We start from the raw sequence: 15,730 nt of genomic DNA, 5'->3' as shown, positions 1-15,730 counted from the left end.
ATCGCAGCCAAGTGTACTGAGGGAAGAGGCAGGGCAGCCAAGCAATGTAGGGAAATAACTGGAGAAAAAGATGAAAAGGCGGGATGCCTCGCAGACTTATGTAACGGGCACCTTCCTGCATACCCACCCTCAGGGGCAACGACAGCCCAGTTCAACCATAAACTGGGCTTCAAACACTATCAGGCTTTAATAACGGATGGTTTCCTGAGAGACCGAATTGGCCTGGACATCATTGTCGCTGAGCCATGTACGTTTGTTTTTCAAATCACCGAACAATGACAGCTGATCGTCAAAGTGTTTTGAGCGTTTCCCGTCTGGAGCGATAAAACCGGACTGGCCAGGAGGAGTGACCTCGACGCCGGTGACCCCTTTATGGGTAAAGACCACCATGTCATTTTCGGTCCCGCGGTTCATGGCAAGACGATTCTGAATGTGTTCGTCTGAGCCTGCTTGCGGAACGTTCAGGAAGTTTTTGGTTTGATAAGTGGTGTTTGACACCTTGGTATGCCACGCAGTCATCTTCTCGCCTTGCGCTTTATTCAGATCGTTAACGGCGAGCTGCAGCGCTTCCATCATCAGGCCATCGACGTCTCTGCCTTTGAAGATATCAAACCCCGAGGTCTTGCTGCCGGCGGTCATGCCCTGATAAAGAATTTTGGTACCCACCGAAATATTCTGGCTGCCCGTGGTGCTTTCTCCCGGTGTCATGTAGCCGGGATCAAGGAACCACGAAGCCTGTTCCGCAGGCAATATTCCGCCCAGTGACAGAGTCAGCATATGTTGCAGCCAGGCACGGAAGATGGGGGTCGCCGGGGTATCGTAATAACCGTCGTTATTCAGATCCCGTTCCTCATAGTCCCACTTGCCGAGGATGGCGGCAGCTTCGCGCAGTTGCAGGTTATCGCTTTTGCCGGCGACCTTGACCAGGCGGGGCACAAAAAAGCGCGCGTTAGGATCTTCAAACGCGACGTCCATCAGCAAATCCCATAACTGCGTGGGGGTAAAACGCGGCTGACTATCAATGCGGGTGAATAACGACTGGATACGGTCGGCGGTATTCCAGGAGTACCACCATTCGTCCGGGTTGGGGAAGCCTTCCGCAGGGCGATTGTTCCAGTTGGCGATGTAACCCGTTTTGGGATTGTAGACCTGAGGATTGGTGGCAAATGGCATAAAACCTTGCCATTCGGAGCTGCCGTCACCCGGCATAGGCAGCCGGTTATCGTGCCCCTTAAGGCGTATTGGATAACGTCCGCCCAGGGCATAACCGATGTTGCCTTTATTATCGGCGTAGTACCAGTTGACGTTAATGGCGGAATGCTGGACCTGATCGAGCCATTGTTGATGGTTTTTCGCTTTGCCGACCTTATTCCAGGCCATTAAAGTGGCGACTTCCTCGCCTTCCCAGCCACGACGTTTGGCATAGGCCAGACCCTGCTTGGGATTGTAGTCGATGACGGCACCTTGCACGCTTCGGTACACCGTCAAATGTTGGGTTTCGCCATTCTTCACCGCGATGGTCTCAACGCGTTTTTCCAGAGGGCGATATTTCCCCTGATAGAAGTATTCTTCAGGGTTTTTAGGGTTCAATTTCAACTGGTATATGTCGACATTATCGCCGGCCCCCCAGGTACTTCCCCAACTGATGTCGCGGTTGTAGCCGAACTCCACCATCGGATAGCCAAATGGACTGTTTCCCACCACATCATAACCCGCGCCATGTAGCCCAACAGAATAGGTATAAGCAGGCTGATAGAAACCGAACTGAGGCCCGTTTAGCAGAATGCTCTTGGCACCGTCGGTTTTACGGGAGCCCAGGACGATGATGTTACTAAAGGCTTTTTCCTTCGGTGGCTTCCAGCGAGGCGTTTGTTCATTGGTCGTTGCCTCTGTCGGGAGAGCGGCATGGTTCAGGGTGGATGCCGCCGATGGGGCAGAAACATAAGCCCCATTACGTACCGAAGGCTGCCATTCGCCCTTGGGGACGGTGGTAGGTGAGCCGGGGTTGTCTTGAGAAAGCAGCAGGTTAAATATCGCTTTGCCTTGCGTCTCGCCATCCTTTTTTATCAGCCCGGCGAGCAATTGCTGGTTTTCCAGCTCGGTATTGTAGTCTCCGAATCGGTTGACCATGGATCCGATGAATACCATGGCCACATCGAAGTCGGTCCAGGGGGCCGGTTTAAAATCATGGTCAATAAACTGTTTTGGCATTAATTGCTGCGGATTGGCATCGATTTTCTTCAGCCATGCATTAATGCCCTGAGCATAGCCATCAAGAATATCGCGATCGCTCTGGGGTAACGCGGCCAGTTGAGCTTTGATTTTGGCAGGGGAGTACTGCTGGCGGATACCAATATCAAACGACAGGTAGTCTTTGCCCAACACTTCGGCGACACGCCCTTCAGTACTGCGCCGGGACATTTCCAGCTGGTATAGGCGGTCCTGCGCGATGGCATAACCATAGCCATAAAACAGCCCGTAAACCTCTTTGGCGTAAATATGAGGGGTGCCATAAGTGTCTCGTTTAATCGTTACATCGGCGGCAAAAGTTTGGGCCATAACCAGATTGCAGCCCAAGCCGAGGGCCAGTAACAAAGCAGAACGCGGTTGAAATAACAATTTCATGCAGTTTCCTCGTTAACTCGTGGTGATCGCGGCGGTGGTTTGTTCGCTCAGGGAGGGCGAGCCTGCCGTGAGAGTTCAGTTAGCTTGCTACATAAAATCAACAAAGTGATACATAATTTTAACTTTAATGTTGTTTTGTGTGTCCAAAGTCACTGTTCAAGGAATGCTCTATTTATGGGGCTGGCCATTAATATAATTATTAATTTGCTGATGTGTGTTGGGGGTTGGTGATGACTGGGGTTGATTGAGAGTAGAAGGGATACTTGATTTTAATTTTTATCTTTAAGAGTAAATCATGAATTAAATAGGGTGGCTGACGAGACAAGAGAGTGAGCGGAATGGTTTGGTTCTTTCCGTGATATCGGTCATCTGAGGTATCTTGTAACCCTATATGGCCCGTATTCTGTCTTGTTTAGGGGGAGCTTTGATATTCTCTGGATCAATTCTGAGCGGTGACTTAATTACCGAATGGTCACTCGTTGTCAATCAGGGCTCATTGAGCTAAGCTGGAAAAATGACTAAACATATAAATGAACATCCCCTCAGGGGCCCCTCGGATCACAGCGTCCGCGATCAGGTCGTCGAAGCTGCCACAGAGCATTTCGGGCATTTTGGTTATGAGAAAACCACCGTGTCGGAACTGGCTAAATCAATAGGATTTTCAAAATCTTATATCTATAAGTTTTTCGATTCCAAGCAGGCGATCGGCGAGGTGATCTGTGCCAATCGGTTGGCGATGATTATGGCGATTGTCAATTCAGCAATTGCAGATGCACCGTCGGCCTCCGAAAAATTGCGGCGTTTATTCAGAGCGCTGACTGAAGCCGGCAGTGATTTGTTTTTTCACGATCGCAAGCTTTATGACATTGCTGCCGTCGCTGCGCGTGACAAGTGGCCTTCGGCAGAGGCCCATGAAGGACGGTTGCGACAACTGATTGAGCAAATCATTGTAGAAGGGCGGCAGGCGGGGGAGTTTGAACGGAAAACGCCGCTGGATGAGGCTGCACATGCGATATATCTGGTCATGCGGCCTTACATCAATCCGGTTCAGCTGCAATACAATCTGGAAACGGCATCTGCGGCGGCTGCGCTGCTGTCCTCGCTGATACTGAGAAGTTTATCACCCTGAGTGGTGACTATTGACAATTTTGGTCACTAGTCTGAGAATGCGGTTACTGCCCTGCCAAATTAATTAAGGTAACCCATGCTCAGGCTTAATCCTGCCACCCTTGCTGTTTGTCTGTTGCCGCTTGCCCTTGTGGCCTGCGGTGACTCCTCCAGCACCGAAGATCCCCGTACTCAGCCTCCTCTGGTAAGGTCTGCGACCGTGGTGAGTGCTGTCGATGCTTCCCGCGCATTTACCGGCGTGGTTGTCGCCCGAACTCAAAGCGACCTCGGTTTTAGAGTGCAAGGAAAAATCCTTGAACGTCTGGTCGATGCCGGCCAGACCGTTAAACGCGGCCAGCCATTGATGCGTCTGGATCCGGTTGACCTGAGCCTGCAGGCACAGGCTCAGCAACAGGCCGTCGCGGCTGCAAGGGCCCGGACAAGACAAACTGCTGCTGATGAGGCGCGTTACCGCAGTCTGGTTGCTACGGGGGCCGTGTCGGCATCGGCCTACGATCAGATAAAGGCCGCAGCCGATACCGCCAAAGCGGAACTCAGTGCTGCACAGGCACAGGCGAATGTGGCACAAAATGCGACGGGCTACGCCGTGCTGCTGGCCGACGCCGACGGCGTGGTCATGGATACGCTGGCTGAACCCGGACAGGTTGTCAGTGCCGGGCAGCCGGTTATCCGGTTGGCCAGAGCAGGGCAGCGCGAGGCCATTGTGCAGTTGCCTGAGACACTACGCCCGGCTATCGGAAGCGAGGCCGAGGCAACGTTGTACGGTAACGGTAAACAGTCGCTCCCTGCGAAACTGCGGCTCCTTTCCGATGCGGCCGATCCGGTAACTCGCACCTTCGAGGCGAGATATGTGCTGGAAGGGGCACTGGCGAGCGCGCCTCTGGGATCCACCGTTACGCTTCATATCACTGACGATCAATTACCGGGCCAGATGATGCAGGTGCCTTTGGCTGCAATCTATGATCCTGGCAAAGGGCCGGGTGTCTGGGAGATTTCGGGTAAGTCAGCCAAAGTGTCATGGCGGCCTGTTCAGGTGCTGGGATTGGGCGACGATGTTGCAAGGGTGACAGGTTCCCTTAAGCCGGGAGAACAGATAGTCGCTCTGGGGGCGCATCTGCTGCATGACGGCGAGGCCGTACGTCTGGCTGAACAGAGCGATACCCGCATCGCCGGGAGCCGGCCATGAGCGAGGGGCGATTCAATCTTTCTGCGCTTGCCGTTCGTGAGCGCTCGATCACACTGTTCCTTATTCTCCTGATTACGGTCGCGGGTATTCTGTCGTTTTTCGAATTGGGGCGGGCCGAAGATCCCCCCTTCACTGTTAAGCAGATGACGATTATTTCTGCCTGGCCTGGTGCCACCGCGCAGGAAATGCAGGATCAGGTGGCTGAACCGCTTGAAAAGCGTATGCAGGAGCTCAAGTGGTATGACCGTAGCGAGACCTACACGCGTCCCGGTCTGGCTTTTACCATGCTGTCACTGCAGGACAGCACACCGCCTGCACAGGTGCAGGAGGAATTCTATCAGGCGCGCAAGAAACTCGGTGATGAGGCTAAAAACCTGCCGGCAGGTGTGATAGGGCCGATGGTCAATGATGAATTCTCCGACGTGACCTTTGCCCTCTTTGCGCTGAAGGCGAAAGGGGAGCCACAGCGATTGCTGGTGCGCGATGCAGAATCTTTGCGCCAGCGTCTTTTGCATGTGCCGGGGGTCAAGAAGGTCAATATCATCGGCGAACAGGCCGAACGCATCTTTGTCTCGTTCTCGCATGACCGGCTGGCCACGCTGGGCATTTCTCCTCAGGATATTTTCTCCGCCCTCAACAGCCAGAACGTGTTGACGCCCGCAGGTTCGATTGACACCCAAGGGCCGCAGGTCTTTATCCGCCTTGACGGTGCCTTTGACAAACTGGAGAAAATCCGCAAAACGCCCATTGTTGTCCAGGGCAGAACCCTGCAGCTTTCTGACGTGGCAACCGTTGAGCGTGGCTATGAAGACCCAGCCACCTTTCTGATCCGCAACCAGAGTGAACCGGCGCTGCTGCTGGGTATCGTGATGCGTGACGGCTGGAACGGCCTGGATCTGGGGAAGGCGCTGGATGCGGAAACGGCCAAAATCAATGAGGGCATGCCGCTCGGCATGAACCTGACCAAGGTCACCGATCAATCAGTCAACATCAGCTCTGCCGTTGACGAGTTTATGATCAAGTTCTTTGTCGCGCTGCTGGTGGTGATGGTGGTGTGCTTTGTCAGCATGGGATGGCGCGTGGGCGTGGTGGTCGCCGCCGCCGTGCCCTTGACGCTGGCTATCGTTTTTGTGGTGATGGAGGCTTCCGGCAAAAACTTTGACCGCATTACCCTGGGGTCGTTGATCCTGGCGCTCGGGTTGCTGGTTGATGATGCCATCATTGCCATCGAAATGATGGTGGTGAAAATGGAAGAGGGCTACGACCGCATCAAAGCCTCAGCCTATGCCTGGAGCCACACGGCCGCTCCGATGCTGGCAGGCACGCTGGTCACCGCTGTCGGTTTTATGCCCAACGGTTTCGCCCAGTCCACCGCCGGCGAGTACACCAGCAACATGTTTTGGATTGTGGGGATTGCCCTGATTGCTTCCTGGGTCGTGGCGGTGGTGTTTACGCCTTATCTGGGGGTGAAAATGCTACCGAAAATCAAAACGGTGGAGGGAGGGCATGCGGCGATTTACGACACCCGCCATTACAACCGCTTTCGCCGGGTACTGACCCGCGTTATCGCGCGAAAATGGATAGTGGCCGCTACCGTGATTGCCGTTTTTGTTGTCGCTATTCTCGGCATGGGGCTGGTGAAAAAACAGTTTTTCCCCACTTCCGATCGGCCTGAGGTATTGGTTGAAGTCCAGATGCCTTACGGCACCGCCATTGAGCAGACCAGCGCGACCACGGCGAAAATCGAAGCCTGGCTGAAAAAGCAGAAAGAGGCAAAAATCATTACGTCCTATATCGGGCAGGGATCGCCGCGCTTTTATCTGGCCATGGCGCCAGAGCTGCCCGATCCGTCGTTTGCGAAAATTGTCGTGCTGACGGACAGTCAGGAAGCGCGTGAGGCGCTTAAGTTCAGACTGCGTGAAGCGGCAGCCAGCGGCCTGGCACCTGAAGCGCGCGTGCGCGTGACTCAACTGGTGTTTGGCCCGTACTCACCTTATCCGGTGGCTTACCGTGTCATGGGGCCGGATGCCAGCAAACTGCGCGAAATTGCAGACAAGGTAGAAAGGGTGATGCAGGCCAGCCCGATGATGAGGACCGTCAACACCGACTGGGGGCCGCGGGTGCCGGCACTGCATTTCACGCTCAATCAGGACCGCCTGCAGGCGGTAGGGCTGACATCGAATGCGGTCGCGCAGCAGCTTCAGTTCCTGCTTTCAGGCGTTCCGATCACCTCGGTGCGTGAAGATATCCGTTCGGTGCAGGTCATGGGGCGCGCGGCGGGAGATATCCGGCTTGATCCGGCAAAAATAGCCGGCTTTACCTTGGTAGGGTCTTCCGGCCAGCGCATTCCGCTATCTCAGATTGGCAAGGTTGAAGTGCAAATGGAAGATCCTGTTCTGCGTCGTCGCGATCGCACCCCGACCATTACCGTGCGGGGAGACATTGCCGAAAATCTGCAGCCGCCGGATGTCTCCACGGCAATCATCAAGGCGTTGCAGCCGGTCATTGATACGCTTCCGGCCGGATACCGCATCGAGCAGGCGGGTTCTATTGAAGAATCCGGCAAAGCGACCCAGGCGATGGCACCGCTGTTCCCTATCATGATTGCCATGACGCTGTTGATTATTATCCTGCAGGTGCGATCGATGTCGGCGATGGTAATGGTATTCCTTACCGCGCCACTGGGGCTGATTGGGGTAGTGCCCACGCTGCTGCTCTTCAACCAGCCGTTTGGCATCAATGCGCTGGTAGGATTAATTGCGTTATCGGGGATCCTGATGCGTAACACCTTGATCCTGATAGGGCAGATCCATCACAACGAACAGGAAGGGTTGGCACCATTCCATGCGGTTGTGGAGGCGACGGTGCAGCGAGCCAGACCGGTGTTGCTCACCGCAATGGCCGCCATTCTGGCGTTTATCCCGCTGACGCATTCGGTGTTCTGGGGAACGCTGGCCTATACCCTGATTGGCGGAACCTTTGGTGGCACCATCATCACGCTGGTCTTTCTGCCGGCAATGTATGCCATCTGGTTCAGGATACGGCCTGACAATCAGCCGCACAGTGAAAGGCCCGCATCCAGCTAGGTCTGTTTCTGGCGAGAATGAATGAACCGCGTGCTTGTCACTTAGTCTCACCACAGATCGTTGTCATTGGGAAATGGTCTGTGGTTTTTCCAGTATCGACTGAGAAATTAAGGAACCGGATAATAGGGGGCAGTTGCAGCGGCAATCTGAAAAAGATGACCATGGCGTACTATTGAATTTGAATGACGAAGGGATTCGCAAAGCGGCATGAAAACAAGAAGTTGGCTCCTCTGACTGGACTCGAACCAGTGACATACGGATTAACAGTCCGCCGTTCTACCGACTGAACTACAGAGGAATCGTGTGAACGGGGCGAATAATAACGGGGTGGCTCAGGCTTGTAAAGTCAGAAAACGCCTTGATGTTTCGTTTGCTGCAAGATTATTCAACCTGCTGCTTTTTATGGCTTTTATTGCTGCACTGCTGCGCAGTGGTTCACGACCTGCCACTTACCCTCGCCATCATGCTTTATGCTGGTGCAGGTTTTGGGGGTTCTCCGCCGGTGAGCGGGACGTTATTGCCGACTCCAATATCATTTTTTCTTATTTTTCGGTCAATTAGCGAATGCTTTCTCTTATTCCGTCTGTCTGGCCCGGATCTTGCTCTGGTTTATCTCAACCCAGCCAAGTGGCATGACGGAGGCAATATGAATTTCAGACGTCTTAAGTATTTCGTGAAAATCGTCGACATCGGCAGCCTGACCCAGGCGGCAGAAGTGCTGCATATCGCCCAACCGGCCCTCAGCCAACAATTGGCGACGCTGGAAGGGGAACTGAAACAGCAGTTGCTGATCCGCACCAAGCGCGGGGTACAGCCTACCGAAGCCGGTAATATTCTCTATGCTCATGCCCAGACCATTTTGCGCCAGTGTGAACAGGCGCAAAGCGCGGTCAATAGTGCCGGGCAGGCGATAAGCGGGCAGGTTTCTGTCGGGCTGGCGCCGGGCAGCCTGGCATCACAATTGGCGTTGCCGCTGTTGCAGGCGGTACGCGATCAACATCCGGGTATTTTGCTCAGTTTGAATGAGAACATTGGCTCGACACTGGCCGGCCAGGTCGCCAACCAGAACCTGGATATGGCGGTGATCTACGGCGCTAAAATGCCCGCGGGTTTACAGGCCACGGCGTTAATGCGCGAAGATCTCTATCTGGTGGCGACGCGTGCGGTGCCAAACCCTGGCAACAGCGTTGAGCTGCTGGACGTTGCACGGCTGAATTTATTCCTGCCGCGTGAGGGGGACGTGGTGCGCAGCCAGGTGGATGAAGCCATGGCAATACGCAAGTTAACGGCCAACGTGATTGGTGAAATTGAATCGCCTGGCACCTTGAGTGCGGCCATTGCCAGTGGCTTGGGGGCCACCATTTTGCCAGAGTCGGTGGCGCGCGCGATGATTGGTCCGGCCAAGGCATGGATGGCGCGTATCAATGTCCCTTCCTTGAACGTGCCGCTTTCGCTGTGCATTTCCGGCCAGCAATCTCTGTCGGCCCCGGCGCTGGTGGTGAAGGAGATCCTGCTGTCCATTGCTGCCAGCCGCAGTCAGGAAAAACGCGTGCTGGCATTGGTGCAATAAATCGGATCAGATTCGATTAGCTGAGTTGGTAACGGCTGTCCGGCCGGGTGGCGACGGGTAAATCCGTCTCGTCATTCATTTCGCGCAGGTTGATCTCAATCGCATTGCACATGGCATTGAGCGGCAGATCGTTGGCCGCGGTGCCGAACGGATCTTCCAGTTCTTCAGCCAGGGAATCCAGCGAGATAAAGGTGTAGGAAATAAATACCGAAACCAGCGGCGTCATATAGTGCAGGTCCGGCACCAGCGCAAAAGGCAGCAGGGTGCAGAACAGATAGACGGTACGGTGAACGATCAGGCTGTAGGCAAAGGGGATCGGCGTATTGGCAATGCGTTCGCAGCCACCGAGGATCTCGGATAGCCGGTTGAGATTTTGATCGATGCTATGAAAAAGTACGTCTGACAACTGAGCCGATTGCCGCTTCTCACCGATCCATTGGCCCATCATCAACAACAGTCGGTTGCAGGGGGAGACGCTGTTTTTAATGGCCTGCAGGTCGGCATTGGGCAGCAGGCGCTGCAGATCCTCGGTGATATCGCTGCCGCGCAGTTGGTGTTTCAGACAGTAGCTAAAGGCCATCAACAGGGCGGCAAATTCACGCGCCGCCTGCTCTTGTTGCGGCAGCAGGCTTTTAATCTGCCGCAGCAGCGAACGTTGGACAATTAACAACCCGCCCCACAGTAACCGCGCCTCGGTGAAACGCGCATAGCTGACGCTGTTGCGAAAGCCGAGAAAGATAGCGATCGCCACGCCCAGCAGGCTGAACGGGGCCAGGGTAAGTTTGACGCCCAGGTGTTCGTACCACTGAAAACACAGCACCGCGACAATCGACATCGCCACGTTAAGGCTAAGGCGAAACAGAATTTTGGAGAGCACCGAACCGTGCCAAACGAAAAGCCGTCTGAACCAGTGTTGCTGAGGTCTGACAATCATAAGAGTGGTAATTACTGGGGAATAAGAGCCGCTGTTGTAACAGATTAGCAGCGCGATCATCAACGCCCTGATGAGTAAAAGTTAAAAATTTCGCCGTAGATCAGAAGCTGCAAGGTTGAGCCTGACGCCCTGTGGCGGCAAGGATCCTGCAGCGAAATTGAACTGTTTCCTGCCATAACCCTCAGATTTTTATTTCGTTTTCATTACATTTTCCGATGGCGCTTAGGCTATGGTAATAGCGTGGGCGCGGGATGCTCCCGGCGAGCGGGGGAAGGCGACCTACGGTCAGACTGTCTGCTCGGCATCAATATAGGAGAAGATAAATCTGTTTAGTAAAGTGAGGCTATGGTGAAGCAACGTAAATATTTAACCCGCAATGAGATTGAAAAAATCTTGCGCGCCGCAGCACGAGGGCGACATCCGCAACGCGATGCCTGCCTGTTAAAAATGTGTTTTATTCACGGGTTTCGGGTCAGTGAACTGGTTCGTCTGACGCTGTCAGACATTAATCTGGAGGCCGGTATCGTCTATGTCCGGCGACTTAAAAACGGGTTTTCCACTACCCACCCTTTAACGCCGGAGGAGTTGCCCTATCTGCATGCCTGGCTGGCGCACCGATTTACCCTGGACGACCGCGCAGCCCCCTGGCTGTTCTTGTCGCAAAAGGGCGGGCCGCTTTGCAGGCAGGCAGTGTACAGCCTGCTCAAACGTCTTGGCCGATTGGCCGGGGTGGATGTAACCGCTCATCCGCACATGCTACGCCATGCCTGCGGGTTTGCACTGGCCGATTTGGGGGCAGATACGCGGCTGATACAGGATTATCTGGGCCACCGTAATATCAATCATACGGTGATCTACACCGCCAGCAATTCGCAGCGATTCAATGAGATTTGGAGCCGAAATGCGGCGAGAAATTTAAGGGCAAGAGTGAAAGCGGAATAACAGGAAGTTATTATTAATCAGTAGGTTACCTTAATAAAAATGTGTCATTTTGTATCAAAGTGTCGCCATATTAAGAATGCCCCCTTCTTTTGTCAAGCCTCGTAAATCAATCATCGTACCCATTTGATAAATAACGATTATTTTTGCACTCTTTTTACTCCTGTCGGATCCCCAACGCATTTCCCACCACGTCCTTGCCGGTTGAATAACGCTTATGTTGGTTTATTCGCCATATTATTAGAGTTATCAGTCTAAATAATTAATTCAATAAGAATTAAATCCTGTTAGATATTGAAAATAAAGACAATAAAACTAAATGTGTCACTTTGATACAAAATGGAACATTGCCTGGAAGGCTGAGCCGTTTGTTTATCGGGGTGAATTTGGTGGCGGCGGAGGGATGCCCGTCTGCCGGGAATGAACACCAACCTTGTTCCGACCTCGTTGGGAGCCGGAATTGAAAATCACGTCTTTTAAGGGATTACAAAGCATGAACATGAACAAAAATCTGATTGCGGCCGTGCTGGCCACCATGGCAATGGGCTCCGTGGTTTCCACCGCCAATGCGGCCAACCAGGGCAGCGGTACCGTGACCTTTACCGGCTCCATCATCAACGCGCCATGCTCCATTGCGCCGGACTCCGTTGACCAGACCGTCAATCTGGGCAGCGTGGCCAACAAGGCGCTGGCAAACGGCGGAAAATCCAGCCCACAAAACTTCAACATCAAGCTGCAGGACTGTGATATCACCGGTCTGGTCGACAAGACTGTCACCACCACCTTCACCGGCACTCCGTCTAAAATCAATGCCAACAATCTGGGCCTGACTGGCACCGCCAGCGGCGCGGCCATTGTGCTGACCCAGGGCGGCACCGACATTAAACTCGGCGAAGCCACCACCGCCACTAAAGTGGGTGAAGGCAATAATACTCTGGCGTTTGCCGCCTACCTGCAGGGTGAAACTGTTACTGCCGCCACCAAAACAGACTCTGCTGTCTACGCTCCGATTGTCCCAGGTGACTTCAAATCGGTCGCCAACTTCACATTGGCCTATCAATAAGCCTCGTACGGGCGCTTTTGCGCCCGTCCCTTTCTGTCGCTACCCGACTGAAGCGAGGTCGCCTCATGTTGAGTTTTAGGTCTTCCTGTTTCATGCCTTGCCTGTGGATGGCCTGCGGGCTTGCGGTGTCGTCTGCGGCCATCGCCCATCAGGGGCAGGGGGTGGTCAATATGCAGGGCTCGATTGTCGACGTGCCCTGCGCCATTGCCGTCAACAGCCGCGACCAGTCTATCGATTTGGCCATGCTGCCGATTGGCCAACTGATGCGTGACGGTCAGGGGCCGGAAAGCCCATTCAGCATTCAACTGGTCAACTGCTCATTACAACAGATGCGCCCCGGTCGCGCCGACTGGACGCAATTCCGTGTGACCTTTGCCGGTGATGTCACCGACAGCGCGCTGTTTGGCGTATCCGGCCATGCTGGGGGAATGGGGATACAAATCACCGATGCCGTCGGCAACGTGGCGCAGTCCGGCGTGCCGATGCCGCCCGGCGCATTGGCACCGGGGGATACGCGGCTGGATTACCGCCTGCGGTTGGTGGGCACGCATCAGATCTTGCGCGCGGGGGCCTATCGCACCACGGTGCGGTTTAAAATGGATTATTACTGATGAAGGAACATGCCGTGTTGTTTTTTCCTCCACGGACTATAGGGATATTGCGCCCCCTGGCGGTATGGGTCGGCCTGATGCTGGCCCACTCCGGGCAACAGGCGCTGGCGGCCGACAGCATTGAATTCAACACCGACGTGCTGGACGTCAAAGACCGCAGCGCCATTGATTTGAGCGAATTTTCCCGCGCCGGTTACATCATGCCGGGCCAGTACACTCTGGTGCTGCGGGTCAATAAACAGGAGCTGCCGGAGCAGCCGATCACCTTTCTGGCGCCTCCGGACGACACCAAGGGCAGCGTGCCTTGTCTGACGCCGGCGATGGTAGATCAACTGGGGCTAAAAGCCGCGGTGCAGCGCAACCTGGCCTGGTGGCATCAGGGGCAGTGTCTGGCGCTCGACTCCCTCAAGGGGATGCAGACGCGGGCTGACCTGGGAACCGGGTCGCTGTACCTGAATCTGCCACAGGCCTATCTGGAATATACCGACGAGAACTGGGATCCGCCTTCACGCTGGGATCAGGGCATTGCCGGCCTGCTGTTTGACTACAACGTCAACGCGCAAACCACGCGGCAAACTCAGGGGCAAAACAATCAGTCGCTGAGCGGTAATGGCACTACCGGTGCCAACCTCGGTGCCTGGCGTTTTCGTGCCGACTGGCAGGCACAGTATGACCATACCACCGGGCAGAACAGCGGTTCGCAGCAACGCTGGGACTGGAGCCGTTACTACCTGTACCGCGCGATTGCAGCGCTGCGCGCCAAACTGACGCTGGGTGAGGATTACCTCAGATCTGACCTGTTTGACAGCTTCCGCTATACCGGGGCCAACCTGGTGTCCGACGACAACATGTTGCCGCCCAACCTGCGCGGCTATGCGCCGGAAGTCACCGGGGTGGCGAAAACCAACGCCAAGGTGACCGTCAGCCAACAGGGGCGGGTGTTGTATGAAACCCAGGTGCCGGCGGGGCCGTTCCGCATTCAGGATTTAAACTCCGCCACCATGGGCAAACTGGATGTGCGCATTCAGGAGCAGGACGGCAGCGTGCGCAACTTCCAGGTGGACACTGCAGACGTGCCTTACCTGACGCGTCCGGGCCTGGTGCGCTACAAGGTGATGGCCGGCAAACCCTCCGATTACCGCCATAACAGCGAAGGCCAGGTGTTTAGCGGTGGTGAGTTCTCCTGGGGGGTCAGCAACGGTTGGTCACTGTTCGGTGGTGGGCTGCTTTCCGCCGGCTATAAGGCGCTGGCACTCGGGGTCGGACGTGACCTGCTGGCCTTTGGTGCGCTGTCGCTGGACGCCACGCAGTCGCGTGCCGAGCTGCCGGGCAAAGGCACGCCGTCCGGCACCTCCTGGCGGCTGAACTACTCCAAGCGTTTTGACGAGTATGACAGCCAGGTGACCTTCGCCGGCTATCGCTTCTCCGAACGCAATTACATGAGCATGGCGCAATACCTGGATGCGCGTTACCACGGCGGCAATTACAGCAACAGCAAGCAGATGTATACCGTCTCGTTGAACAAGCAGTTCCGTACCCTGGGGCTGAGCGCGTTCCTGACCGCCAGCCACCAAACCTATTGGGATCGGCCGGCCAACAACAACTATAACCTGTCGCTGTCGCGCTATTTCGATATTGGGTCATTCAAGAACATCAGCCTGAGCCTGTCGGCCTACCGCACGGTGTTCAACAACAGTCATGACGACGGGGTTTACCTGGGGGTGAGCGTGCCCTGGGGCAGAACCGGAACGGTCAGCTACAACAACCAAACCACCCGGGCCGGCAGCACCAACACCGTCGGTTATTACGACCGTATTGACGATAACAACACCTACCGCCTGACCGGCGGTGTGGGCAACGGTGGGCGCGGCACCGCCAGCGGCTACTTTACCCACGACGGCGATATCGCCGAGGTGACCGCCAATGCCAGTTACCAGGGCAGCCAGTACAGCTCGCTGGGGCTGGCGATGCAGGGTGGCGCGACGGTAACGCCGAAAGGGGCAGCCTTGCACCGGGTCACGACGCTGGGTGGTACCCGCATGATGGTGGACACCGCCGGCGTCAGTGGTGTGCCGGTGCAGGGGTACGGCGGTACTACGGATACCAACCGGTTTGGCAAGGCGGTAGTCAGCGATATCAACAGCTATTACCGCAACAGCATCTCGGTGAACGTTAACAAGCTGCCGGATAACGTCGACGCCAACCAGTCGGTGGTGCAGGGCACCCTGACCGAAGGGGCCATCGGTTACCGCAAGTTCAGCGTGGTGGCGGGCCAGAAAGCCATGGCGGTGATCAAACTGGCCGACGGCAGCGCGCCGCCGTTTGGCGCCATTGTGGTCAATGACCACCACTATCAGACCGGCATCGTCAATGACGAAGGCAGCGTGTGGCTGACCGGGCTGAATCCGGGCGAAAAGATGGACGTGCGCTGGAATGGGCAGACGCAGTGCCGGGTTCATTTACCCAGCCCACTGCCGGCCTCGGCATTGTTGCTGCCTTGCCATACGGTGTCAGGCCCGGAGGTGGCGAAAGCCACCGATGCCCCTGCGCTGACGCCGGTTGAATCATAACCCGAACCTTGAAAGCCG

11 protein-coding genes and 1 tRNA gene are annotated in these 15,730 nt (G+C 55.3%); 9 read left to right on the top strand and 3 right to left on the bottom strand.

The genetic code is table 11. The features are described 5' to 3' along the window. Positions 1 to 186: 186 nt before the first annotated feature. On the bottom strand, positions 187 to 2,625 hold the full coding sequence (locus tag FCL49_RS11690) for a penicillin acylase family protein (RefSeq protein ID WP_174353731.1): 2,439 nt from the start codon (positions 2,623 to 2,625) through the stop codon (positions 187 to 189). 514 nt (positions 2,626 to 3,139) lie between these two features. Between FCL49_RS11690 and FCL49_RS11685 the strand changes: the two genes are divergently transcribed. From FCL49_RS11685 to FCL49_RS11675, 3 genes are all read left to right on the top strand, one after another. Next, positions 3,140 to 3,754 carry a TetR/AcrR family transcriptional regulator gene (locus FCL49_RS11685; protein WP_174353730.1) on the top strand — a complete coding sequence of 205 codons (615 nt, stop codon included), beginning with the start codon at positions 3,140 to 3,142 and terminating at the stop codon, positions 3,752 to 3,754. 75 nt (positions 3,755 to 3,829) lie between these two features. Next, entirely contained in the window at positions 3,830 to 4,939 is a 1,110-nt protein-coding gene (locus FCL49_RS11680) for an efflux RND transporter periplasmic adaptor subunit (protein ID WP_174353729.1), read from the top strand. Continuing rightward, on the top strand, positions 4,936 to 8,025 hold the full coding sequence (locus FCL49_RS11675) for an efflux RND transporter permease subunit (RefSeq protein WP_174353728.1): 3,090 nt from the start codon (positions 4,936 to 4,938) through the stop codon (positions 8,023 to 8,025). The genes FCL49_RS11680 and FCL49_RS11675 overlap by 4 nt, the downstream gene beginning before the upstream one ends. Positions 8,026 to 8,247: 222 nt before the next feature. On the opposite strand, the gene FCL49_RS11670 is transcribed toward FCL49_RS11675, so the two are convergent. Further along, positions 8,248 to 8,323 (bottom strand) — tRNA-Asn (locus tag FCL49_RS11670). Between the two features lie 5 nt (positions 8,324 to 8,328). Here FCL49_RS11670 and FCL49_RS11665 point away from each other — a divergent pair. Further along, positions 8,329 to 8,586: a hypothetical protein gene (locus FCL49_RS11665; RefSeq protein ID WP_174353727.1), complete on the top strand. Its 258-nt coding sequence runs from the start codon at positions 8,329 to 8,331 to the stop codon at positions 8,584 to 8,586. An 85-nt stretch (positions 8,587 to 8,671) separates the two neighbouring features. Continuing rightward, the gene (nac, locus tag FCL49_RS11660) at positions 8,672 to 9,595 is read left to right on the top strand and encodes a nitrogen assimilation transcriptional regulator NAC (RefSeq protein ID WP_174353726.1); all 924 of its coding nucleotides are present in this window, start codon (positions 8,672 to 8,674) and stop codon (positions 9,593 to 9,595) included. A gap of 16 nt (positions 9,596 to 9,611) precedes the next feature. Here nac and FCL49_RS11655 read toward each other — a convergent pair whose 3' ends face one another. Beyond that, entirely contained in the window at positions 9,612 to 10,529 is a 918-nt protein-coding gene (locus tag FCL49_RS11655) for a bestrophin family protein (protein ID WP_174353725.1), read from the bottom strand. Between the two features lie 348 nt (positions 10,530 to 10,877). Between FCL49_RS11655 and FCL49_RS11650 the strand changes: the two genes are divergently transcribed. The 4 genes from FCL49_RS11650 to FCL49_RS11635 all read left to right on the top strand — a co-directional run bounded on the left by FCL49_RS11650 (position 10,878) and on the right by FCL49_RS11635 (position 15,712). Beyond that, complete coding sequence (locus FCL49_RS11650) at positions 10,878 to 11,471, top strand: tyrosine-type DNA invertase (protein WP_174353995.1); 594 nt, start codon at positions 10,878 to 10,880, stop codon at positions 11,469 to 11,471. A gap of 490 nt (positions 11,472 to 11,961) precedes the next feature. After that, positions 11,962 to 12,531, top strand: coding sequence for a fimbrial protein (locus tag FCL49_RS11645; protein WP_174353724.1), 570 nt, complete (start codon positions 11,962 to 11,964; stop codon positions 12,529 to 12,531). 65 nt (positions 12,532 to 12,596) lie between these two features. Beyond that, positions 12,597 to 13,142 (top strand): fimbrial protein, encoded by a 546-nt coding sequence (locus tag FCL49_RS11640; protein WP_174353723.1) that lies wholly within the window; start codon positions 12,597 to 12,599, stop codon positions 13,140 to 13,142. A 14-nt stretch (positions 13,143 to 13,156) separates the two neighbouring features. Continuing rightward, complete coding sequence (locus FCL49_RS11635) at positions 13,157 to 15,712, top strand: outer membrane usher protein (protein ID WP_438827230.1); 2,556 nt, start codon at positions 13,157 to 13,159, stop codon at positions 15,710 to 15,712. The last annotated feature ends 18 nt before the right edge of the window (positions 15,713 to 15,730 follow it).

It is taken from the genome of Serratia proteamaculans (assembly GCF_013337185.1).
Taxonomy (GTDB): Bacteria; Pseudomonadota; Gammaproteobacteria; order Enterobacterales; family Enterobacteriaceae; genus Serratia; species Serratia proteamaculans_D.
This window is presented reverse-complemented; position numbering and strand designations above follow the sequence as displayed.